This window comes from Rhodococcus sp. PSBB066 (assembly GCF_017068255.1).
Taxonomy (GTDB): Bacteria; Actinomycetota; Actinomycetes; order Mycobacteriales; family Mycobacteriaceae; genus Rhodococcus; species Rhodococcus aetherivorans.
This window is the reverse complement of record NZ_CP070859.1, coordinates 1,359,745-1,381,308: the sequence shown is the minus strand read 5'-3', so window position 1 is coordinate 1,381,308 and position 21,564 is coordinate 1,359,745. Positions and strand designations below refer to the sequence as shown.

Genomic DNA, 21,564 nt, shown 5'->3' with positions numbered 1-21,564 from the left:
GGGGTGTGGAACAGCCCCGCACACGGGGTGGCGCGACGACGCCCGCCAAATATATCCGCTCTACACCTTTGATTATATCCATTCGCATTGATAGAGTGATACCCGTCACAGACTTTTCCGCGAGCGGACGACCATCCGGCCGCACCGCGCTCCCGCCTGGCACACCGAAACCGCGAGCCTGGCGGTGACATCGGCACATCCGACCGAATCCCCCAGTCAGAGAGGTCATCCGATGACTGCAACCCCCAACTCCTCAACATCCGCAATCGAGGTCGACGCCGTCGTCGTCGGCGCCGGCTTCGCAGGCCTGTACCTGTTGTGGAAGCTGCGCAGGCACGGTTACACCGCCGTCGCGCTCGACAAGGGCGAGGAGGTCGGCGGCACCTGGCATTGGAACCGCTACCCCGGCGCCCGCTGCGACGTGGACAGCCACGACTACTCGTTCGGATTCGACGAGGAACTCGAGCAGGAGTGGGAGTGGAGCGAGCGCTACCCGTCGCAGCCCGAGCTGCAGGCGTATCTCTCGCACGTCGCCGACCGGTTCGACCTGCGCCGCGACATCCGTCTCGAAACCACCGTCACCGAAGCCCGTTTCGACGAGGGCGAGCAGAAGTGGCACGTCCGTACCGACAAGGGCGACGAGTACGTTTCACGGTTCTGCCTCATGGCCGTCGGCTGCCTGTCGGTCCCCAAGGACGTCGATGTTCCGGGCCTCGACAAGTTCCAGGGGCCGATCTACCGCACCAGCGCGTGGCCGGAGGAGGGTGTGGACTTCACCGGTCTCCGGGTCGCCGCCGTCGGCACCGGATCCTCCGGCGTGCAGGCCATCCCGGAGATCGCCAAGCAGGCCGGCAAGCTGACCGTGCTGCAGCGCACCGCCAACTTCGTCATTCCCGCCCGCAACCACAAGCTCGACCCGGAGTTCGTCGCGAACGTCAAGGCGAACTACCGCGAGCGACGCCGTGCGTGCCGGACCGCCGCCGCGGGCTGCATCCGCGACGACAACCCCAAGGCCGCGTTCGACGTCAGCGACGAAGAGCGGTGGGCCGAGTACGAGAAGCGTTGGCAGGGCGGCGGAATTGCCTTCCTCGGCGCGTTCGCGGACCTGATGGTGGACCAGCGGGCGAACGACTCGGTCTGTGACTTCATCCGGGCCAAGATCGACGAGATCGTCGACGACCCGGACGTCGCGGACAGCCTCAAGCCGTTCGGCTACCCGATGGGTGCGAAGCGGCCCGTCGTCGGCACCGACTGGTACGAGACCTTCAACCGCGACAACGTCGAACTGGTCGACCTGCGCAAGAAGCCCCTCGACAGCTTCACCGAACACGGCATGCATCTCGCCGACGGCACCGAGTACGAGTTCGACGCCGTCGTACTCGCCACCGGGTTCGACGCCTTCACCGGCGCGTTCACCCAGATCGACATTCGCGGCCGGGGCGGCCTGCCCTTGCAGAAGGCGTGGCAGGAGGGCCCGAAGACGCACCTCGGCCTGGGCACCGCCGGATTCCCCAACATGTTCATCATCGCCAACGTCGGCAGCCCGTCGGTGCTGTCGAACATGGTGACCGCCATCGAGCAGCACGTCGAGTGGACGGTCGAGACCATGGACCACATGCGCGAGCACGGACTGACCACGATCGAGGCCACCGAGGAAGCGCAGAACGCGTGGGTCGAGACGGTCGAGGAGATCGCGAACATGACCCTGTGGCCGCAGGGCGAGTCCGGGTCGTGGTACCGCGGCGCGAATGTGCCCGGTAAGCCGCAGATCTTCATGCCGTACGCCGGCGGAATCGTGCTCTACGAGCAGACGTGGAATGAGGTCCGGGACGCCGACTTCAAGGGATTCGTCCTGGCCTGATGCGGCGGATCTCGCGCCGGGCGATCGCGACCAGCGATCGCCCGGCGCTTTTCGCTGCGTCGTTCGTGTCGCGCGGGTGGATCTCGCGCCGAGCGGGAGGATCTCGCGCCGAAACGCGAGAAGCGACGACGACAACCTCCCGCTCGACGCAGCAACCTCCTGCTCATCGCCGACGGACACCGAAACGGGGGTGCGGGCCCGAAGCCCGCACCCCCGTCGTGGTGTCCGTCAGATCAGCTTCGCGAGCGCGAATGCCTGCCGGGTGGCGAAGACCAGTCGGCGCGGTGCGTAGGCGTCACCGAGGATGTGCACCTCCCGCTCGCCCTCTGCAGCCGGGCCGTCCTTGATGCTCTCGTACAGGCCGGCGTCCCCGATGCCACCGCAGGCGAGCACCACCGAGTCGAAGCCGTCGACCTGGTGCGTGCGGCCCGAGTAGACGTTGCGGGTGACCACCCCGGTCGGGGTGATCTCGACGACGTCCTCCATGAACCGGTACTGCACGCCCTTCTCGTCGAGGCGCCCGAGGATCGCACCGACGATGTAGCGGCCGAGCAGCTGGCCCGCGACCTGAGTCGCGTAGACGATGGTGACGTCGTGACCGCGATCGGTGAGGAAGTCGGCGAGCGACAGCGGCGGCATGTGATCGTCCTGCGCGACGATCAGGACCCGCTTGCCGACCGCGGCGTCGCCGTTCAGGACGTCGCGGATGTCGGCGACGTTGTCGCCGTACACGCCCGGGATGTCCGGGATCCGGCGGGTGGAGCCGGTGGCGACCGCCACCACGTCGAATCCGGCGGCCTCGATCTCCGCCTTCGTCGCCGCGTGCCGGTAGTCGATCTTCACGCCCGCCCGCTCGAGCCGGCGCTGCTGCCAGTCCAGGTACTTCTCGAACATGTCGTACGTGGGCGCGTTGATCGCGGTGCGCAGCTGGCCGCCGAGCACGTCGGACGCCTCCCACAACTCCACGTCGTGGCCCTTCTCCCGGGCCAGGGCCGCGAACTCCATGCCCGCCGGGCCGCCACCGACGACGAGCACGCGCCGGGGGTCGGTCACGGTGGGCCACGGCCCGTCGACCTCGTTGCTGGTGACGGGGTTGACCGCGCAGCCGAACGGCAGGCCCTCGACGTAGCGGCGGCTGATGCACTCGTTGCCGCCGACGCAGGGCCGGATCTCGTCGACGCGGCCGGTGCGGACCTTCTCGATGATCGACGGCTCGGCGATGTGCGCGCGGGCCATGCCGACGACGTCGGCGTCGCCGGCCGCGAGGATCCGTTCGGCGACGTCGGGGTGGTTGATGCGGCCCGTGTGCACGACGGGCAGCGACACCGCCCGCTTGAGCTGCCCGGCGAGATCGCTCCACTGGCCGGCCTCGTAGAAGTGCGGCTGGATGTAGGACGGGTTGCCCCACGGGCTGCCCACCACGCCGTGGAAGTAGTCGACGAGGCCGGTGCTCTCGAGGTACTGCGCGATCTCGATGGCCCCGGTGATGTCGTAGCCGCCCGGGACCTCCTCGCGCAGGTTCAGCCGGATGCCGATGACCATGGACGATCCGATCACGTCGCGGATGGCCCGCAGCACCTCGACCGGGAACCGGCAACGGTTCTCGATCGAGCCGCCGTACTCGTCGTCGCGCTTGTTGGTCAGCGGCGAGAGGAAGTACTCGAGCAGATCGTCGTGGTTCATGTGGAGTTCGACGCCGTCGAGGCGTGCCTTCTGGGCCTGCTCCGCACAGAACTTGTACTGGCCGACGAAGTAGGCGATCTCCTCCCGGTTCAGCTTGTGCGGAACGTTGTTGATCACCGGAGCGCTCAGGACCGACGACGCACCATGCGGCATGCCGCCCTGGTGGACCATCTGCCCCGTCGCCACCGCGCCCTCGGCGTGCAGGGCATCGGAATACGCCTGTACGCGTTCGACGAAGATCGGCAGGCTGTAGTGGCCCTCGACCGTGGCGCCGACGCCGGTGGGCTCGAACCCCGGGATCACCCCGGTGTTCGGAACCCAGGCGCTGAGGCTGTCGAACCACGCGGCTCCGCCCCTCGCCCGGGACACGTAGTAGGCGAGGTTGCGTTCGGCGTCGGCCTCGGACCCGAAGATGTTGCCGATCGCCGAGGCGTGCGGCGGCAGCACCACGCGGTTGCGCAGTTTCATCGGGCCGATCTGGAACGGCGAGAGCAGGTGGGCGTAGGCGGAGTCCGGATCCGCGGTCATATTGTTCACTCCTTGTTCGGTCGAGGCCCGAGCGAGCCGCCGCGTCCGTCGCCCGGCATCCTGGTCGAGTCGTGACTGACCGCGATGCGAACGGGACGGACTTCCAGGACGACTCGGTTGGGGCTGTCCAGCAGTCGCTGGAAGGCTGCGGGATCGGTCGGAGCATGGCGCTGCGCGAACGCCGCATAGAACCAGCGCTTGGTCTCCGCGTCGGCGTGGACGGTGACGCGGCCGCGGACGGCGAGCATCCGCCTGCCGGGCAGGCCGGTGCCGGCATTCGAGATCACGAGCGTCACGCGGGATTCGCGCATCGCCGCACGTACGTGCGCGCGGTCCTTCGCGGCGGTGAGCCAGAACCGGTCGTCGTGGTGCAGGTAGCTCATCACCACCCCGGCGGGCCACCCGGCCGCCGTACTGAAGGCGAAGGTACATTCGGTCTGCGCCGCAACGAGTTCGGCGATGCCCTCCTCGTCGACCCGCAGTGTACGCAGATCCTCGTTGTCGTCGATTCCGACGGCCATCGTCACATCACTTCACGTACGCGCCGGCGTCCACCGGGAAGGTGACTCCGGTGACGTACCGTGCCTCGTCGCTGCCGAGGAACAGCACCGCGTTGCTGATGTCGATCGATTCGACCCAGGGCACCGGCAGCGTGTTCAGCGACATGAACCCCGGCATCGCCTTCTCCTGCGACGGCTCCGGATCCCCCGGGGAGAACATGCCGTACGTCCCGGGATTCTGGATCATGATGGTGTCGACGTTCGTCGGGTGGATGGTGTTGACCCGGATGCTGTGGGGACCGAGCTCGTTCGCCATGGTCCGCATGAGCCCGACGATGCCGTGCTTGGCGGCGACGTAGTGGGCGACCTGCTGAATGCCCTTGAGGCCACCGATCGAACTGGTGAACATGATGGACCCACCGCGGCCCTGCTCGATCATCGTGGGGATCGCGACGACCGCGGTGTTGAAGACGCCGGTGAGGTTGACGTCGATCATGTCGCGCCACTGCTCGGCGGTGAGTTCCCACGAGCGGCCGTAGGTGGCGATGCCGGCGTTGGCGACCACGATGTCGACGCCGCCGAGCTGCGCCACCCCGTCGTCGAAGGCGCGCTGCAGCGCCGCGCGGTCCCGGACGTCGGCGCGGTGCGCCACGATCCGCCGGTCGAGGGCCTCGACGAGCCGGACGGTCTCCTTGAGCTCGTCCTCGGTGGCCAGCGGGTAGTACGGGGTCACCGAGTCGATGTTCTCGCAGATGTCGACCGCGATGATGTCGGCGCCCTCCTCGGCGAGCCGCAGCGCGTGGCTGCGACCCTGGCCGCGGGCGGCCCCGGTGATGAACGCGACCTTGCCTTCTACTCGTCCTGCCATGATTGTCGCCCCTCTCGTGGGAAATGGTGTCTAGCGATCGGCGGGGAACCGGACGGTCCCGGTGCCTTCGAGAACGCGCGCTCCGCCGAGGACGTCGAGCGTGAGGTCGCAGCGCACCAGGAGGCCGTCTGCTGTCTCCTCCACGTCGGTCACCACGCCCGCGGCCCGCAGCCTGTCACCCTCGAATACGTTGCCGAGGAACCTGAACCGGTATCCGGTGACCCGGTCCACGCCACCGGCCCAGGAGCCGAGCATGGACACGACGTAGGCGATGTTGCTCGGGCCCTGATTGACCGTGCGGTCGCCGAGGCCCAGCGCGCTCGCCGCCTTCCGATCGAAATGGATCGGGTTCGGGTCCCGCATGAGCGCCGAGAGGGTCTTCATCCGGGCCGGATCCACCGCGTCGATGGTGCGCTCGGGAATCTTCTGTCCGACGGTCGGTTTCATGCGGTCTCTCCTCGCCGCGGGAACACGATCGAGTTGGTGGTGGAGGCACAGTGCGCGCCGTCCTCGTCGTGCAGGTCGAGACGGTAGCCGACGATGTCGAAGACGCCGGTGCGCCGGCCCACCTTGCGCGTCGCGGAGACGATCTCGCCCGAGACGCGGTAGGTGGCGCCGACGCGCAGCGGCCGGTGCACCACCGTCTCGGTTTCCCCGGCCATCGGGCCGTCGGCCTCGGTGGCCCCGAACACCGCGAACAACTCGTCCCAGCTCCAGCCCATCGCGCCGGTGGCGACGAGGAACACCAGCACCGGGTGCGCACCGCCGTCGGCGGGGTCGGCGAGCATGCTGTCGAGGACGAGGTGCACCCACCACGGCTCGAGCGTGGCCTGGCCGCCGGGGAAGCGGGTGCCGACCAGTTCGGCGAGTTCGGTCTCGGTCGGCACCCGGCGTCCGGTGTCCACGGTCATCGGGCCGCCGTCGCTTCGAGGTACGGCGCCCGCAGGTCCCGCTTCATGATCTTCCCGGTCGGCGCCTTCGGCAGGGCGTCGACGAAGTCGACCGAACGGGGCTTCTGGTAGGAGGCCAGGTTCCGCTTGGCGGTGTCGATGATCTCCTGTTCGGTGGCGGTGTGCCCGGGCTTGAGCACGACGACGGCCTTGACGACCTCGCCCCACTCGTCGTCGGGGATGCCGATGACGGCGCATTCGAGGACTGCGGGATGGGCGCCGATGGCCTCTTCGACCTGGATGCTGTAGATGTTCTCGCCACCGGAGATGATCATGTCCTTGGCCCGGTCGACGATATAGACGTAGTGGTCCTCGTCCCAGACCGCGACGTCGCCGGTCCACATCCAGCCGTCGCGCAGGGTCTGCGCGGTCAGCTCCGGCTTGTTCCAGTAGCCGAGCATGTTGGCCTCGGAGCGGACCACGATCTCGCCGGGGGTCCTGCCGTCCTTGGGGACCTCGTTGCCGTCGAAGTCGACGACCCGGATCGTGGTGCCGAATCCTTCGCGGCCGCAGGACTTCAGCCGGTGCTCGTTGATGCCGTTGACCGCGTCGAGGTGGTCCTCCTGGGACAGGAACGACATCGTCGTGCCCTCGGTCTGGCCGTATCCCTGGATGAGGGTGCACGGGAACGCCTCGAGCGCGCTGCGCACGATCGCGGACGGCATGGGGCCGCCGCCGTACTGGATGTTGCGCAGGCTCGACAGGTCGTAGGAGTCGAAGTTCTCCACGGCCATCATCCAGTTCAGCATCGTGGTGATGCCGAGGAACGCCGAGACCCGTTCCGACTCGATGATCTCGAGCGCCTGCTTGGCCTCGAAATTGACCAGCACGACCGGACATCCGTGCTTCATGTAGTTCATCGAGAGCACCACCGGAATGTGGTACATCTGGCCGGTGAGCATGTAGACGTCGGTCGGAACGACCCGCTCGGCGACGGTCTGGTTGAGCATGCCGGCGGCCGCGCTGGTGTGCGAGTGCAGCGCGCCCTTGGACTCGCCGGTGGTGCCGCCGGTGTAGAGGATGAAGAACGGGTCGTCTCCCCCGACGCTCGGCGTCCAGATCGGTTCGGCCGGGCTGGAGCTCGCGAGCAGCTCCTCGTACGTCCCGCTTCCGCCCGGGCCGAACTCGAGCCAGTGGTCGACCGTGGTGGATCGACTCAGTTCCTCTGCCACGGACCGGAACTCGGAGGCGGTGATGAGCACCTTCGGGGTGGCGTCGGCGACGAGCCCGAGCAGGGACGGAGTTGCCAGCCGCCAGTTCAGCGGCTGCAGGATCAGTCCCGCTCGGCCGACGGCGAAGAACAGTTCCTGGAACTCGATGCTGTTCTTGGTCAGCACGGCGACGCGGTCGCCCTTCTCCAGGCCGAGTCCGCGCAGTCCGTTCGCCAGGCGCCGGACGCGCTCGTCGAGGTCGGCGAACGTGATGCGGCGATCGTTGGGGACGTCGTACAACGCCATGCGGTTCGGGGTGAGGGCGGCCCACTTGGCGGGGATGAGGCCCTGGTTCATCGTCATGGGTGTCTCCGGATGCGGGAGGGTTCAGTACGGGAGGTCGAGGGCGATGTGCCGCTTGGTGAGCACCCAGTCGCCGCCGCTCCGGGTCCACTCGTCCTCGTACTTGCCCGTGGACAACACCTTCAGCGCACCGTTCTCCGCGGAGGTGATGAGCAGGTAGGACACCGTGCGGACGTTCTTCTCGTCGATCTCGTCGATCAGCAGATTGGTGGTGATGTGCCGCCGCTGGTCGGTCTGCGACTCGTGCGCGCCGCGGAACAGGCCCATGATCTCCTCGCGGCCGTTCAGCGGCCCGATGAGGTCGCCGTCGCCGATCTTCATGGTGAACACGGCGGTTTCGCCGAAGACGCGCTCGACGCCGTCCATGTCGCCGTCGTCGTAGGCGAGCGCGTAGCGGGCGAGGGCGTTTTCGATTTCGTTCCTGAGCGACATTACGACTACTCCTGCCGAGGGGAGGGAAGGAAGGGAGGTGTGATGGCAGTCACTTTATACTAATCATGCGCATTGTCTAGGGGTACGAGGACCCCAGTTTCCGCGCCGAGGGACGGCGATCGACGCTATTCGAACATCGGGCTAATCGGACACAGTCCAGGTGTCGTGCCCGGTCAACAAGGACTGCAGGGAGTCTCGGCGGTCGAGACCGCCGGTGCGGGCGCTCTCGTTCTGCTCCCGCACCAGGTCGTCGTACGTCGGACGGGCAACGCTGCGGAACACGCCGAACACGGTGTGTTCGAGGTCCTGGTCGGACAGCCGCGACAGCGCGAAGGCGTACTCCGGATCGTCGGCGTGCGCATCGTGCACCACGATCGCACCCGGGTCGGCCGTCGCCGTGTCCACCACGCGCAGTCCGAATCCGTCACGGACGACGCACTTCTGGCCCTCGGCGCCGAACACGATCGGCTCACCGTGGCGCAGCGGGATCACCCGCTGCTCGGCGTCCTCCTTGCGCAGCACGTCGAAGGAGCCGTCGTTGAAGATCGGGCAGTCCTGATAGATCTCGACGAACGAGGTGCCCCGGTGCTCGGCTGCGCGGCGCAGCACGTCGGTCAGACCCTTGCGGTCGGAGTCGAGCGCTCGGGCCGCGAAGGTGGCCTCGGCACCGAGAGCGAGGGACAGCGTGTTGAACGGGTGGTCCACCGAACCCATCGGCGTGGACTTGGTGATCTTCCCGACCTCGGACGTGGGCGAGTACTGCCCCTTCGTCAGGCCGTAGATCCGGTTGTTGAACAACAGGATCGTGAGGTTCACGTTGCGGCGCAGCGCATGGATCAGGTGGTTTCCGCCGATCGAGAGGGCATCGCCGTCACCGGTGACCACCCACACCGACAGGTCGGGCCGGGTGACGGCCAGACCGGTCGCGATCGCCGGCGCACGGCCGTGGATGGAGTGCAGGCCGTAGGTCTCGAGGTAGTACGGGAACCGGCTCGAACAGCCGATGCCCGAGACGAACATCAGGTTCTCGCGCCGCAGGCCGAGTTCGGGCAGGAAGTTGCGGATCGCGGCCAGAATGACGTAGTCACCGCAGCCCGGGCACCAGCGCACCTCCTGGTCGCTCGTGAAGTCCTTGGCCTTCTGCGGGGTGTCGGTCGTCGGGACGAGCGCGGTGGCACTCAGTCCGAGATCGGTGCCCACGCGGCTGATCAACTCGGTCATGCCGATTCCTCCTCGCGGTCCGGCTCCGGACGGTACTCGGCCGCAGCCAGCGCGGCGGTGGTCTTGGCGTGTTCCAGCTCGCGCAGGGTGCCGGCGAGCGCGGCATCGATCGCGTCGACGATCTCGTCGGCGAGGAAGGCCAGGCCCTGAACCTTGGTCACCGGCTGGACGTCGACAAGGTAGCGCGCCCGCAGCACACTCGTCAGCTGTCCCAGGTTCATCTCGGGCGCGATCACCGTGCGGTACCGGCCGAGCACCTCACCGAGGTTGCGCGGCAACGGGTTCAGGTGCCGCAGGTGCAGGTGGGCGACCGCGGTGCCGCGACGCCGGGCCCGGCGGCACGCCTCGCCGATCGGCCCGTAGGAACTGCCCCATCCCACGATCAGCAGTTCCGCCTGCCCCGACGGATCGTCGACCTCGGCGTCCGGGACCGAGATCCCGTCGATCTTCGCCTGGCGCAGGCGCACCATCAGATCGTGGTTGGCCGGGTCGTAGGAGATGTTGCCGCTGCCGTTCGCCTTCTCGAGGCCACCGATCCGGTGCTCGAGGCCGGGCGTTCCGGGGATCGCCACGGTGCGGGCCAGGGTTTCGCGGTCCCGGGCGTAGGGGCGCAGGGGCGCACCACCGGCGTCCGGGCCCGTCTCGTAGCCCGGCTCGATCGGGGCGAGCTCGTCTACCCGCGGGATCTGCCAGGGTTCGGAGCCGTTGGCGATGGCGCCGTCGGACAGCAGCAGCACCGGGGTCCGGTAGGTCAGGGCGATGTGGGCCGCCTCGACCGCGGTGGCGAAGCAGTCGGCCGGCGAGCGCGGCGCGAGCACCGCGACCGGCGACTCACCGTTGCGCCCGTACAGCGCCTGCAGCAGGTCGGATTGCTCGGTCTTGGTCGGCAGGCCCGTCGACGGTCCGCCGCGCTGCACGTCGATCACCACGAGGGGGATTTCGGTCATCACGGCCAGGCCGATGGCCTCGCTCTTGAGGGCCAGGCCCGGACCGGAGGTGCTGGTGACGCCCAGGGCGCCGCCGATGGAGGCCCCGACTGCCGCGCCGATGGCGGCGATCTCGTCCTCCGCCTGGAAGGTGGTCACGCCGAGGCTGCGGTGCTTGGTCAGCTCGTGCAGGATGTCGGAGGCGGGAGTGATCGGATACGTCCCGAGGAACACCTCGAGCCCGGACAGCTCACCGGCGGCCACCAGGCCGTAGGCCAGGGCGGTGTTGCCGGTGATCTGCCGGTACGTACCGGGCGGCAGGTCCGCCTTGGCCACCTCGAACGTCGTCGCGAACGTCTCCGTGGTCTCGCCGTAGTTCCACCCGGCGTGGAATGCGAGCAGGTTGCCCTGGGCGACCTGCGGCTTCTTGGCGAACTTGGTGCGCAGGAACTCCTCGATCCGCCCCACCGGCCGGTTGTACATCCACGACAGCAGCCCGAGCGCGAACATGTTCTTCGCGCGTTCCCCGTCCTTGCGGCTCAGGCCGGCCGGCTCGACCGCCCCGACCGACAGGCTCGACATCGGCACCTGGTGGATCACGAACTCGTCGAGGCTGCCGTCCTCGAGCGGGCTGGCGGCGTAGCCGACCTTGGACAGGTTGCGCTTGGTGAACTCGTCGGTGTTGACGATGACGGTGCCGCCGCGCGGCAGGTCGCCGATGTTCGCCTTCAGCGCCGCCGGGTTCATCGCGACGAGGACGTCCGGGCGATCACCCGCGGTGAGGATGTCGTGGTCCGCGATCTGGATCTGGAACGACGACACGCCGGGCAGCGTGCCCTGCGGTGCCCGGATCTCGGCGGGGAAGTTCGGCTGCGTCGCGAGGTCGTTGCCGAACGCGGCCGCTTCGGAGGTGAACCGGTCGCCGGTCAGTTGCATGCCGTCGCCCGAGTCGCCCGCGAAGCGGATGACGACTCGCTCCAGCTTGGTGGTGTTCGCGTCCGTTGTCATGGGTGCCTGCCTCTGGTCCGCATTCTGCCCCTAATGGGCTTCCTTCACGAGTTGCTTGGCCAGGGAATCGAAGATCACCTCGGTCGAGCCCTCGTAGATCCGCATGGGACGGGCCTCCCGGTAGAGGCGCTCGAGCTTCCCGCCGCGCACGAGCCCGAAGCGGCCCATGATCTGCACCGAGCGGTCGACGACGCGGGCGGCCGCCTCGGTGGCGCCGACCTTTGCCATCGACGACAGGTGCAGATTGGCGCGTGCGTCGCGGGCCGACGCGGCGGCCGCGCGGTAGGTCAGCGAGCGCGCCATCTCGATGTCGGTCCAGCAGGAGGCGAGGTGCTCGGGCACCGATCCGAGACGCGCGAGGCTGACGCCGAAGCCCTCCCGGGTCTTGGCGTGGGCGACCGCCTCGTCCAGCGCGGCCTGGGCCACGCCGACGGCGGCGCCGGCCACGGACACGCGGAACGTGGCGAGGGTGGCGAGGACGAGCCCGAAGCCCTTGCCCGGTTCCCCGATGCGGTTGCCGACCGGTATCTCGACGTTCTCGAGGATGACGTCGCTGAGCACGTGGGGCGCGATGATCTGGTGCGGGCGCTCGATGCGCAGGCCGGGCGCGTCGGCCGGGACCAGCACGAGGGAGTATCCGTCGCCCTCGCGGGCGAGGATGCTGTAGAAGTCCGCGTCGCCGCCGTTGGTGATGAAGGACTTGTGCCCGTCGACGATCAGCTTGCCGTCGCGCTCGACGACGGTGGTGCTGAGTGCCTTGAGGTCGGAGCCGACGTGCGGCTCCGTCAGGCCGAGGGCGGCCACGGCCTCGAGCCGGGCCACCTTGGGCAGCCACTCCGCCTTGAGTTCCTCGGAGCCGCCGACACTGATGCAGTAGCTGCCGATGCCCTGCATGCCGAACATGGAGTCGAGGTGGGCCGACTCGGCGGCGAGGGCCTCGCGCACGATGGTCACCGCGAGCGAGTCGACCTTCTCGAAGCGACCACCGTAGGCAGCCGGCACGACGACCTCGGTGAGCCGGGACGCGGTCAGCCGCTTGCGGACGTCCGGATCGAAGCTGTCCGCCTCGTCGGCGCGCGCGGCGATGTCGGCACACTCGGCCGCGAGGTCCCGGGCTTCCCGCTGGAGGTCGAGGTACCGCTGCGGCAGGGCGAACAGGTCCTGCTGGTCGTCACTCACCTTGTACTCCGTTCTGGCGATGCGTCCGATCCACCGGGTGCGACACGGCGGTGTGACTCGGCGCGGTCTCGGCCATTGTCGTGAACTGGATCACTATCCGCTAATCTATGATCACAATAGCAAGGAATTGGGTACCGTCAACCAGGACCAGTGGAGGAACTCGATGACCGATTCAACAACCGGCCGGACCCGCCCGGGGTTCGACCCCGTCCGCGCGTTCGATCTGACCGACCGCACGGCGATCGTCACCGGCGGCAGCCGGGGCCTCGGCCGCGCCATGGCGTTCGGGCTGGCTCGCGCCGGCTGCGACGTCGTCATCGCCAGCCGTGACCTGGCCTCCTGCCAGGCCACCGCCGACGAGATCACCGAGGAGACGGGACGCAAGACGCTTGCGCATTCGTTCCACGTCGGACGATGGGAATCGATCGAGGAACTCGTCGAGGCGGCCTACGGTCACTTCGGGAAGATCGACGTGCTGATCAACAACGCGGGCATGTCCCCGCTGTACGACAGTCTCGACACCGTCAGCGAAACGCTGTTCGACAAGGTGATCGGGGTGAACCTCAAGGGCCCGTTCCGGCTCGCGGCACTCGTCGGAACCCGCATGGCGCAGGGCGACGGCGGATCCATTATCAACATTTCCAGCGCCGGGTCCGTGCACCCCAGGCCGGACATCCTTCCCTACGCCGCCGCCAAGGCCGGACTCAACGCCGTTACGATCGGCATGGCGCACGCGTTCGGTCCCACGGTGCGCAGCAACGCAATCATGGCCGGCACCTTCCTCACGGACGTGAGCAACTCGTGGGACATGGAGGCGTTCTCCCAGCGGGCGCAGCGCTTCGCCGCCAAGCGCGGCGGACAGCCCGACGAGATCGTCGGCGCCGCCCTCTACCTCGCGAGCGACGCCTCGAGTTTCACGACCGGCTCCATCGTCACCGTCGACGGCGGCCACCCCTGATCCACCCGGAAGGACACGACATGACCACCGCCACCACCGCCGTCACGCAGCAGCGCTTCCAGCTCGCCTACGGCGACTGCGACGCCGTCGGGATCTCGTACTTCGCCATCAACTACCCGTGGATGGAACGCACGTACAGCGTCTGGCTGCACTCGTTCGGCCTCGACAGCCACACGTTGCTCGACACCGTCGGCGTCTACACCGTGGGCCTGAAGTCGGAGTGCCAGTACATCACCAGCTGCGAGGTGTTCGACGAGCTGACCTGCACGGTCGTCCTCGACCACCTCGGCACCACCTCGTACGCGCTGGGATTCGACTTCGAGCGCGGCGACGAACTCGTCGCTCACGGCAAGATCACGTTCGCCGTGCGCGGCGCCGATGGAAACAAGGCCCCGATCCCGGAGCGGCTGCTCGCCGCCCTCCGGACGCTGGAGCCGCCGAAGACGACGCAACCGTAGTTCCCGCGCGAGTTCCCGCGCGCGAAGGGGGCGTCCACTCCACCGAGTGGACGCCCCCTTCGGCATCTTCGGCGTGCGCGAAATCCATTGACAATTACCAAATTCCGCATACAGTCGTCAGCATCGGTGATCTGGATCACTTCGACTCCGATCCCGAACCGTCCGCGGAGGCGCTCGCCCCTGAGCGACGCAACTCCCGCTCGACCGTCGATTCGACGATCCGCAGAGGCCCGAGCGACCGCAGGAGAGCCCCCGTCCCATCCCAGCCGATGCGCGAGCATCGACGGCGGCTTTCCTCGGGACGGACCTGTCGACCGGCGCGGGAGCAGCCCGCCCCGGAATCACGAAAGCGAATGGACATGGGAACCAACGAAAAGAAGGTCGTACAGAACTGGCTCGCCGCCGTCCGCGGCGATTCGGAGGGGGTGGGAGACGCGTTCACCCGCTACTTCCATCCCGATGCCACCTGGACCCTCATCGGATCCACTCCCATCTCGGGCACCTACAAGGGTCTCGAGTCCATCCAGAACGACTTTCTCGGCGCGAACTTCCGCGGCGAGGAGCGCGAAGGCCCGTCCGTGCAGGGCCTGAGCCAGGAGTACGGCATCAAGCCACTCGAGGTCGAGGACGTCCTCTCGCTGGAGGACGGGCGCGTCGTCGTATTCTGCCGCTCGGATGGCATGGGCCGCAACGGGGTTCCGTACAAGAACCAGTACTGCTGGATCGTCACCGTCCGCGACGACAAGATCGCGGCCATGCTCGAGTTCTGCGACACCGCCCTGATCGAGCAGGCGCAGTTCGACAAGATGATCGTCCCCCGGGGTACCACCACTCCCGTCTACGAACACTGATCCGCCACATTTCCCTCGACGCAAGGAGCAATCATGGCCAAGCAGGGACGACTCACCCGGGAGAAATTCGGCTACACGATGCCGGTGGACGAGCCGCTCTACCCGAAGCCGCCCGTCTACTATCGCGACATGGAGACCATCACGGTCGCCTACGAGACCGACGAGAACGCCGCGCTCGACCTCCTTCCGGAGGCAGCGGGTTTCGAACTCACTCTCCCCGCAACCGTCCGCATCGTCATCGCCAAGATGCCGTTCACCACGTTCGGTGCATACGAGGAGGCTTACCAGTTCCTCGACTGCACGTGGGAGGGCGAGCCGTGCATCTATCCCGTCCGCATCCTGCTCAACCAGGAGTCGGCACTCGCCGCCGGCCGTGAGATCTGGGGCAACCCCAAGAAGTTCGGCCACATCGAGTGGCAGCAGGAAAGCGAGGTCATGCAGGGAATCGTGGAACGTCCCAAGGGAAGCCGCATCTGCACCGTACAGATGAAGCCGGAGCGTCCGGTCGACCTCGAGCCCTACGACATGAAGCCGATGGGCCTCCGGGTCATCCCGAATCCCGAGGGTGGGGACCCGTCGCTCGCGGATCTGGTGCTCAACTCCTGCCGCGTGACCCCGAAGCAAGCATGGTCCGGGCGCGGCTCGATCTCGTTCGGTGTGGAATCCGAACTCGATCCATGGCACACCCTGCCGATCAAACGGATCACAGACGCCCTCTACGTCCGCTCGGACATGGACGTCGCGCCGACAGCGAAGGTCGTCAAACGGTTCTTCTAACCCGCTGCGGGTCCAGCATGTGCAGCCGACTCGGATCGGACGACGAGTACGACGCGGCGCTCGCCGACTACCGCCGGCGTGGCAGCACCCTCGAGCTGGACGGCAGATTCGGTGCGGGCGCCCACTCCTCACGAGTGGGCGCCCGTTCCCGTCGAGAACTCGTTTCACCAATATGCGTTGACATCATTCGAATCGTATTTATAGTTATCAGCACCTAGTGATCCGGATCACTGTCCACCTCCGGCCCCAGACCCTCGGCGGAGCGGCACGACCCCGACCGGTGCTCCGGCACCGATCCTGCTCGACCCTCGATTCGACGATCAGGAGATCCCAGAGTGACCGCAGTCGATCCCCGCCCCATCGCCCCCGACATCCTCTCCCCCGAGTTCCTCGACAACCCGTACCCGCTCCACCGCGTGTTGCGCGACCACTACCCGGCCCTGCACCACGAGGGCACGGACAGCTACCTGATCAGCAGGTACGCCGACTGCGCCGAGGCCTTCCGCAGCCCGAAGTTCTCCAGCCGCAACTACGAATGGCAGCTCGAGCCCATCCACGGCCGCACGATCCTGCAGATGGAAGGGCGCGAGCACTCCACGCACCGCGCGCTGCTCAACCCGTTCTTCCGCGGCAACGGACTCGAACGCTTCATGCCGGCCATCACCCACAATGCCGCCCAGCTGATCGGCGACATCGTCGCGCACAACGCCGGCGAGCTGCTCGGCGCGGTGGCCCGGCAGGGCGAGGCCGAACTCGTCTCCCAGTTCACCAGCCGATTCCCCATCAACGTGATGGTCGACATGCTGGGCCTGCCCAAGAGCGATCACGAGCGGTTCCGCGGCTGGTACTTCTCGATCATGGCCTATCTCAACAACCTGGCCGGAGACCCCGAGATCAACGCCGCCGCCGAACGCACCCATGTCGAGCTGCGCGAGTACATGCTGCCGATCATCCGCGAACGACGCTCGGGCGACGGCGACGATCTGCTCTCGCGCCTGTGTCGCGCGGAGGTCGACGGCGAGCAGATGTCCGACGAGGAGATCAAGGCCTTCGTCAGTCTGCTCCTCGTCGCCGGTGGCGAGACGACGGACAAGGCCATCGCCAGCATGATTCGCAATCTGATCGACCATCCCGAGCAGATGCGGGCCGTGCGCGAGGACCGCACCCTCGCCGACCGCGTCATCGCCGAGACGCTGCGGTATTCCGGACCCGTCCACATGATCATGCGCCAGACCGAGGACGAGGTGCAGATCGAGGACTCGACCATCCCCGCAGGGGCGACGTGCATCATGATGCTCGCGGCCGCCAACCGCGACGAGCGCCACTTCTCGAATCCGGACGAGTTCGACATCTTCCGAACCGACCTCAACGTCGACCGAGCATTCAGTGGTGCGGCCAACCACGTGCAGTTCATCCTCGGCCGCCACTTCTGCGTGGGCTCTATGCTCGCGAAGACGGAGATGACCATCGCGCTGAACCTCGTGCTCGACACGATGGACTCGATCGAGTACCAGGACGGCTTCGTACCGCGCGAGGAGGGCCTCTACACCCGCAGCATCCCCGAACTGCGCGTGAAGTTCGAACCGACCGGGAAGCTCGGCTGACAGCCGCGACAGCCGGCCGTCCGCGCATGCGATCGCGTACGCGGACGGCCGGCACTGCCGCGTCGACGAAAGACGGCACTGCCGCGTCGACGAAAGACGGCACTGCCGCGTCGGCGAAAGACGGCACTGCCGCGTCGGCGAAAGACGGCACTGCCGCGTCGGCGAAAGACGTTACTGCAGCATGTAGTCCGTCAGTACCCGGCGACCGGGCGTGAAGGTGGCCGGGATGCGCTGGTAGCCGGTGTTCACGCCCTGTCGCGGGTACGGCTGCAGCGCCGCGAGGTCGACGTCGTAGTCCGGCATCCGTTCGAGCACCTGGCTGATCAGAGCGTGCGACATGTACCGGCCGAGGTGCGAACCGGCGCAGCGGTGCACACCGATGCCGAAGGCGGTGTGCCGGTTGGGCCACCGTTCGATGTCGATCTCGTCGGGCTTGTCGAACAGTTCCGAATCGCGATTGGCGGAGGCCCACGACAGCAGCACCCGGTCGCCCTTCTGCATGGGGCAGCCGTGGAACTCGACGTCGTGCGTCACGGTGCGGGCGAGCGCCTGGGTCGGCGAGAAGTACCGCAGGAACTCCTCGATGGCGTGATCGAGGAGATCGGGGTGGTCGATGAGACGCTGCCGCACGTCCTTGTGGCGGCTGAGCCAGACCAGCGAGTTGCTCACCAGGGACGCGGTGGTGCCGACGCCGCCGGAGATGAGCAGGTCGACGATCGCGAACACGTCGTGATCGTTCATCGGGCTGCCGTCGACCTCCTGCTGGACGAGGTAGCTGATGATGTCGTCCTTCGGATCCCGTCGCCGTTCGGTGATGGTCTGCTCGATGCGTCCGGCCAGGTACGGGAAGTCGACCTCGACCGCGCGGGTGTGCTCGGGGGTGCCCGGAATTCCCGCGAGCACCTGGAAGTGGGCGTTGGAGTAGCGGCGCCACTCCGAGACGTCGAGTCCGAGCCACTCCACCGTGACGATCGAGGGCACTCCGATGACCGACGTCAGGTCGCACTCACCGCTCTCGATCACGCTGTCGATGAAGCCCGCGACGTGCCGGTCGATGGTGGGCTTCATCTTCTCGACGGCGGCCGGCGCACTGACCGGGTTGACGATCCTGCGGTACTTGCGGAACTCCGGGGGATCGAGCTCGATCGGAATATGGTCGTGATGCGGGGTTTTCGGGATCACCACGGACAGCCCGTCGCCGCCGTACTCGCTGCGCGCCGAGGAGAACGTCTCGTCGTCGCGGGCGGCGTCGAAGACCGAACTGTAGTCGGAGAGCACCCAGTATCCGCCGTGAGCGGGAGTCCAGCCGATCTTGACGGTTTCGCGGATCTTCCGGTACGACTCGGCCGGGTCGGCCGAGTGCTCGGGCGAATTGTGGTCGAAGTGGACGACCGGACAGCGAGCGGGGCTTTCCATCGTGCGTTCCTTCCGAGACGGGATTCGTTGGCGGCGAATCGGGTTCTAGGCCTTGGCGAGCAATCCGGCGTCGATGGGCAGGACCACGCCGGTCACGTACCGGGCCTCGTCGGAGGCCAGCCAGACCAGGGCATTGCTGATGTCGACGGCCTCGACCCAGGGGACGTCGAGTTCGTTGCGCCGGCGGCAGTGGTCGACGATGTCGGCCTGCGTGGGCGACTCGAGGTCCGGACGGTAGATGCGGTACATGGCGTCGTTCTCGATCATGTCCGTCCGGACGGTGCCGGGGTTGAGGGTGTTGACCCGGATGCCGTGTTCCCCCAGCTCGTTGGAGAGGGTGCGCATGAGGCTGACGACCCCGCCCTTGCTGGCCGCGTAGTGCCCGAGGTTGCGGCTCGCCCGGATCGCCGCGACCGAGCTGGTGAGCACGATCGCGCCGCCGGTACCCTGCTCGATCATCCGGGGCACGACGGCCCGCACGGTGTGGAAGACACCGGTGAGGTTGACGTCGATGACGTTCTGCCATTCCTCGTCGCTGAGATGCCAGGTGGGCGTGAAACTGACGATGCCGGCGTTGGCGCTGACGATGTCGAGGTGCCCGAACTCGTCGACGGCGTCGGAGACGAGGAGGTCGAGGGCCGCCTGGTCACGCACGTCGACCACCCGGGACAGGCAGCGGCGGCCCGTCGCCTCGACGAGCCGGTGGGTCTCGGCGAGGTCGTCGGTGGTGGCGAGCGGATACGCGACCGTGTCGACGTCCTTGCAGGAGTCGAGGATCACGACGTCGGCACCCTCCTCCGCGAGGCGGACGGCGTTCGATCGTCCCTGGCCCCGGGCGGCGCCGGTGACCAGCGCGACCTTTCCGGCTACTCGTCCCATGGGTGCTCCCGTTCTCATTGTATGCGTACTGTGACGAACCGCACTCTAATGCTTATCATGATTATTAGCTAGTGAGCCCGCAAGGTCCGAAGGTCCCCGATCGCCGGACACCTACGTCCCGTGCCGGCACAGGTTCCGGAGCCGCGCGCACGGCAGTCAGCCGCGACAGCAACGAACGGCTGTCGCGGCTGACTGGGGACCGCGCGGATATTCGGCAGGGATCCCTCCCCTGATCCGTCAGGCGAGCGACACCGGCCGCAACGGCGCCGCGGCCGGATCCGCCGACGGATCGGCCGCACGGACCGACGCCCTCGCCGCGGCCCGGCCCGCCCGGTAGCCGAATACCAGGGCAGGGCCCAGGGTTCCGCCGGCTCCGCCGTAGACCATGCCGGTGGGGGCCGCCATGACGTTCCCGGCGGCGAACAGGCCGGGGATGACCCGATCGTCGACGTCGAGGACCGCGCCGTCGGCGTCGGTGCGCGGACCGCCCTTCGTGCCGAGCGTGCTGCTGTGGATCTGCACCGCATGGAAGGGGGCCCGCGCGACGGGTCCCAGGGTGGATTCCACGCCGGGGTACCTGTTCTTGTCACCGACGAACCCGTCGTACACGCTCTCGCCGCGGTGGTACTCGCTGTCGTGGCCCCGGCGCACGTCCTCGTTCCAGTGGGCGACCGTCGATTCGAGGGTGTCCGCGGGGACGTCGATCTGCCGTGCCAGATCGGCGAGAGTGTCGGCCCGCACGACCCACTCCGGGGCTTCGGTGCCCGGCGCGGCCCCGAACGCCCCGTACTTCTCGACGTGGTCGGCGTCGAAGATCAGCCAGCACGGCTGGTTCAGGTAGTCGAAGTCGTGCGCGTCGAGCTGGTGGAACGCCCCACCGAGCGCGTTGTAGTTGGTCGCCTCGTTGGTGAACCGCCGGCCGAGCCGGTTGACCATGATCGAGTGCGGCGCAGTGCGCTCCCGGTGCACGAGCTGGACGGCCTGGGCACCGTTCGCCCGTTGCCCGGGCAGCACCGCGACCGGCGCCCACCAGGCCTCGCGCATGTTGCCGAGCTGCGCGCCGACGCGCATCGCCATGCGCAATCCGTCCCCCGTGCACGTGGGTACGGTGGCGGGGTGCGCCATCGGTCCGCGCAGAAAGTCGCGCCGCAGCCGCTCGTCCCATTCGAAGCCGCCGGTGGCGAGCACGACGCCGTGCTCCGCGCGCACGTCGTGCGCCCCGTTCCGCCCCTCGAACCGCACGCCGGTGATGCGGCCGGACTCGTCCTGGATCAGCCGCACGCCCCGCTCCCCGGTGTGCACGGCGACGCCCTCGTCGAGGCAGCCCTGGAGCAGGGCCGCGATCATGCCGCGGCCCAGGCCCTCCACGCGGTCCCGCTCCCGCTGCTCGAGCACGTCGGGGGGAAGGTGGCCGGTGCCGCCGCCGATGGGGGTCTCCGCGACCGTCATACGGCGCGGGACCCCGACGAGCTTGTCCTCCCATCGGCCGAGGTCGATGAAGCTGAACAGGTCGGGTTCGAGGGAGCGTCCGCCCTGCGGCATCCCGCCGGGCCGCTCGGGGTGGTAGTCGGGGTAGCCGGCGACGAGGCGCATCTTCAGCGGCGTGGTGTCGAGCCAGTCGAGCAGTTCGGGAACGGTGTCGACGAACGCCTCCGCGAGCTCGGGCAGGATCATCCCGTGCGACAGGGATTCGAGATAGGCGAGGGACTGCTCGCGCGAGTCGACGATCCCCGCCTCCCGCGCGTACCGGTTGTTCGGCAGCCACGCCACGGCGCTCGACAGGCACGTGGTACCGCCGAGCAGTTCGCCCTTCTCGAACACGCCCACTCGGGCACCGCACCGGGCGGCCGACAGGGCGGCGCACAGTCCGGCACCCCCGCTGCCGAGCACGATGACGTCGTAGGCGTCCGATCCGTCGTTGTCTTGCATCGTAATTCCCTCTCTCGGGATG

At 67.9% G+C, this 21,564-nt stretch carries 19 protein-coding genes; 6 read left to right on the top strand and 13 right to left on the bottom strand.

Translation table 11 applies throughout. The annotated features are described in order from the left end of the window. The first annotated feature begins 232 nt into the window (after positions 1–232). Positions 233–1,861 (top strand): NAD(P)/FAD-dependent oxidoreductase, encoded by a 1,629-nt coding sequence (locus tag JYA75_RS06420; RefSeq protein ID WP_203329801.1) that lies wholly within the window; start codon positions 233–235, stop codon positions 1,859–1,861. Positions 1,862–2,089: 228 nt separating this feature from the next. Here the strand turns inward: JYA75_RS06420 and JYA75_RS06415 are convergent, their stop codons facing one another. The 10 genes from JYA75_RS06415 to JYA75_RS06370 form a co-directional block, all read right to left on the bottom strand. After that, on the bottom strand, positions 2,090–4,072 hold the full coding sequence (locus tag JYA75_RS06415; RefSeq protein ID WP_043802046.1) for an FAD-dependent oxidoreductase: 1,983 nt from the start codon (positions 4,070–4,072) through the stop codon (positions 2,090–2,092). 5 nt (positions 4,073–4,077) lie between these two features. Beyond that, positions 4,078–4,593 (bottom strand): pyridoxamine 5'-phosphate oxidase family protein, encoded by a 516-nt coding sequence (locus JYA75_RS06410; RefSeq protein ID WP_006934096.1) that lies wholly within the window; start codon positions 4,591–4,593, stop codon positions 4,078–4,080. A gap of 7 nt (positions 4,594–4,600) precedes the next feature. Beyond that, the gene (locus JYA75_RS06405) at positions 4,601–5,440 is read right to left on the bottom strand and encodes a mycofactocin-coupled SDR family oxidoreductase (protein ID WP_006934097.1); all 840 of its coding nucleotides are present in this window, start codon (positions 5,438–5,440) and stop codon (positions 4,601–4,603) included. 30 nt (positions 5,441–5,470) lie between these two features. Further along, the gene (locus JYA75_RS06400) at positions 5,471–5,887 is read right to left on the bottom strand and encodes a MaoC family dehydratase (RefSeq protein ID WP_006934099.1); all 417 of its coding nucleotides are present in this window, start codon (positions 5,885–5,887) and stop codon (positions 5,471–5,473) included. Continuing rightward, positions 5,884–6,351, bottom strand: a complete 468-nt coding sequence (locus JYA75_RS06395) for a hypothetical protein (RefSeq protein ID WP_029546542.1) — start codon at positions 6,349–6,351, stop codon at positions 5,884–5,886. Before JYA75_RS06395 ends, JYA75_RS06400 begins: the two co-directional genes overlap by 4 nt. Further along, complete coding sequence (locus tag JYA75_RS06390) at positions 6,348–7,904, bottom strand: AMP-binding protein (RefSeq protein WP_029546543.1); 1,557 nt, start codon at positions 7,902–7,904, stop codon at positions 6,348–6,350. Before JYA75_RS06390 ends, JYA75_RS06395 begins: the two co-directional genes overlap by 4 nt. A 24-nt stretch (positions 7,905–7,928) precedes the next feature. Next, positions 7,929–8,336 carry a nuclear transport factor 2 family protein gene (locus tag JYA75_RS06385; protein WP_006934104.1) on the bottom strand — a complete coding sequence of 136 codons (408 nt, stop codon included), beginning with the start codon at positions 8,334–8,336 and terminating at the stop codon, positions 7,929–7,931. 141 nt (positions 8,337–8,477) lie between these two features. Continuing rightward, the gene (locus tag JYA75_RS06380) at positions 8,478–9,557 is read right to left on the bottom strand and encodes a 2-oxoacid:ferredoxin oxidoreductase subunit beta (RefSeq protein WP_043802038.1); all 1,080 of its coding nucleotides are present in this window, start codon (positions 9,555–9,557) and stop codon (positions 8,478–8,480) included. Then, positions 9,554–11,491 carry a 2-oxoacid:acceptor oxidoreductase subunit alpha gene (locus JYA75_RS06375; protein WP_029546545.1) on the bottom strand — a complete coding sequence of 646 codons (1,938 nt, stop codon included), beginning with the start codon at positions 11,489–11,491 and terminating at the stop codon, positions 9,554–9,556. The genes JYA75_RS06380 and JYA75_RS06375 overlap by 4 nt, the downstream gene beginning before the upstream one ends. 30 nt (positions 11,492–11,521) lie before the next feature. Then, positions 11,522–12,670: an acyl-CoA dehydrogenase family protein gene (locus JYA75_RS06370; protein WP_185713248.1), complete on the bottom strand. Its 1,149-nt coding sequence runs from the start codon at positions 12,668–12,670 to the stop codon at positions 11,522–11,524. 163 nt (positions 12,671–12,833) lie between these two features. On the opposite strand from JYA75_RS06370, the gene JYA75_RS06365 reads away from it, so the two are divergent. The 5 genes from JYA75_RS06365 to JYA75_RS06345 all read left to right on the top strand — a co-directional run bounded on the left by JYA75_RS06365 (position 12,834) and on the right by JYA75_RS06345 (position 17,318). Then, positions 12,834–13,628: a glucose 1-dehydrogenase gene (locus JYA75_RS06365; RefSeq protein WP_029546546.1), complete on the top strand. Its 795-nt coding sequence runs from the start codon at positions 12,834–12,836 to the stop codon at positions 13,626–13,628. A gap of 20 nt (positions 13,629–13,648) precedes the next feature. Next, positions 13,649–14,086 (top strand): hotdog domain-containing protein, encoded by a 438-nt coding sequence (locus JYA75_RS06360; protein ID WP_006934119.1) that lies wholly within the window; start codon positions 13,649–13,651, stop codon positions 14,084–14,086. 359 nt (positions 14,087–14,445) lie between these two features. Further along, a complete protein-coding gene (locus tag JYA75_RS06355) occupies positions 14,446–14,937 on the top strand; it encodes a nuclear transport factor 2 family protein (RefSeq protein ID WP_144415056.1) in 492 nt (163 codons plus the stop codon). Positions 14,938–14,970: 33 nt separating this feature from the next. Further along, entirely contained in the window at positions 14,971–15,714 is a 744-nt protein-coding gene (locus tag JYA75_RS06350) for an acetoacetate decarboxylase family protein (RefSeq protein ID WP_006934121.1), read from the top strand. Positions 15,715–16,049: 335 nt separating this feature from the next. Further along, positions 16,050–17,318: a cytochrome P450 gene (locus JYA75_RS06345; RefSeq protein WP_185713250.1), complete on the top strand. Its 1,269-nt coding sequence runs from the start codon at positions 16,050–16,052 to the stop codon at positions 17,316–17,318. 171 nt (positions 17,319–17,489) lie between these two features. Here the strand turns inward: JYA75_RS06345 and JYA75_RS06340 are convergent, their stop codons facing one another. From JYA75_RS06340 to JYA75_RS06330, 3 genes are all read right to left on the bottom strand, one after another. Beyond that, positions 17,490–18,734: a cytochrome P450 gene (locus tag JYA75_RS06340; RefSeq protein ID WP_185713251.1), complete on the bottom strand. Its 1,245-nt coding sequence runs from the start codon at positions 18,732–18,734 to the stop codon at positions 17,490–17,492. 45 nt (positions 18,735–18,779) lie between these two features. After that, the gene (locus JYA75_RS06335) at positions 18,780–19,613 is read right to left on the bottom strand and encodes a mycofactocin-coupled SDR family oxidoreductase (protein ID WP_006941613.1); all 834 of its coding nucleotides are present in this window, start codon (positions 19,611–19,613) and stop codon (positions 18,780–18,782) included. 237 nt (positions 19,614–19,850) lie between these two features. Then, the gene (locus JYA75_RS06330) at positions 19,851–21,542 is read right to left on the bottom strand and encodes an FAD-dependent oxidoreductase (RefSeq protein WP_185713252.1); all 1,692 of its coding nucleotides are present in this window, start codon (positions 21,540–21,542) and stop codon (positions 19,851–19,853) included. Between the last annotated feature and the right edge of the window lie 22 nt (positions 21,543–21,564).

Bases quoted from the DNA above. Each gene is read 5' to 3' on its own strand.
- JYA75_RS06420 (WP_203329801.1), top strand. From the start codon at position 233: ATGACTGCAACCCCCAACTCCTCAACATCCGCAATCGAGGTCGACGCC.
- JYA75_RS06415 (WP_043802046.1), bottom strand. From the start codon at position 4,072: ATGACCGCGGATCCGGACTCCGCCTACGCCCACCTGCTCTCGCCGTTC.
- JYA75_RS06410 (WP_006934096.1), bottom strand. From the start codon at position 4,593: ATGGCCGTCGGAATCGACGACAACGAGGATCTGCGTACACTGCGGGTC.
- JYA75_RS06405 (WP_006934097.1), bottom strand. From the start codon at position 5,440: ATGGCAGGACGAGTAGAAGGCAAGGTCGCGTTCATCACCGGGGCCGCC.
- JYA75_RS06400 (WP_006934099.1), bottom strand. From the start codon at position 5,887: ATGAAACCGACCGTCGGACAGAAGATTCCCGAGCGCACCATCGACGCG.
- JYA75_RS06395 (WP_029546542.1), bottom strand. From the start codon at position 6,351: ATGACCGTGGACACCGGACGCCGGGTGCCGACCGAGACCGAACTCGCC.
- JYA75_RS06390 (WP_029546543.1), bottom strand. From the start codon at position 7,904: ATGACGATGAACCAGGGCCTCATCCCCGCCAAGTGGGCCGCCCTCACC.
- JYA75_RS06385 (WP_006934104.1), bottom strand. From the start codon at position 8,336: ATGTCGCTCAGGAACGAAATCGAAAACGCCCTCGCCCGCTACGCGCTC.
- JYA75_RS06380 (WP_043802038.1), bottom strand. From the start codon at position 9,557: ATGACCGAGTTGATCAGCCGCGTGGGCACCGATCTCGGACTGAGTGCC.
- JYA75_RS06375 (WP_029546545.1), bottom strand. From the start codon at position 11,491: ATGACAACGGACGCGAACACCACCAAGCTGGAGCGAGTCGTCATCCGC.
- JYA75_RS06365 (WP_029546546.1), top strand. From the start codon at position 12,834: ATGACCGATTCAACAACCGGCCGGACCCGCCCGGGGTTCGACCCCGTC.
- JYA75_RS06360 (WP_006934119.1), top strand. From the start codon at position 13,649: ATGACCACCGCCACCACCGCCGTCACGCAGCAGCGCTTCCAGCTCGCC.
- JYA75_RS06355 (WP_144415056.1), top strand. From the start codon at position 14,446: ATGGGAACCAACGAAAAGAAGGTCGTACAGAACTGGCTCGCCGCCGTC.
- JYA75_RS06350 (WP_006934121.1), top strand. From the start codon at position 14,971: ATGGCCAAGCAGGGACGACTCACCCGGGAGAAATTCGGCTACACGATG.
- JYA75_RS06340 (WP_185713251.1), bottom strand. From the start codon at position 18,734: ATGGAAAGCCCCGCTCGCTGTCCGGTCGTCCACTTCGACCACAATTCG.
- JYA75_RS06335 (WP_006941613.1), bottom strand. From the start codon at position 19,613: ATGGGACGAGTAGCCGGAAAGGTCGCGCTGGTCACCGGCGCCGCCCGG.
- JYA75_RS06330 (WP_185713252.1), bottom strand. From the start codon at position 21,542: ATGCAAGACAACGACGGATCGGACGCCTACGACGTCATCGTGCTCGGC.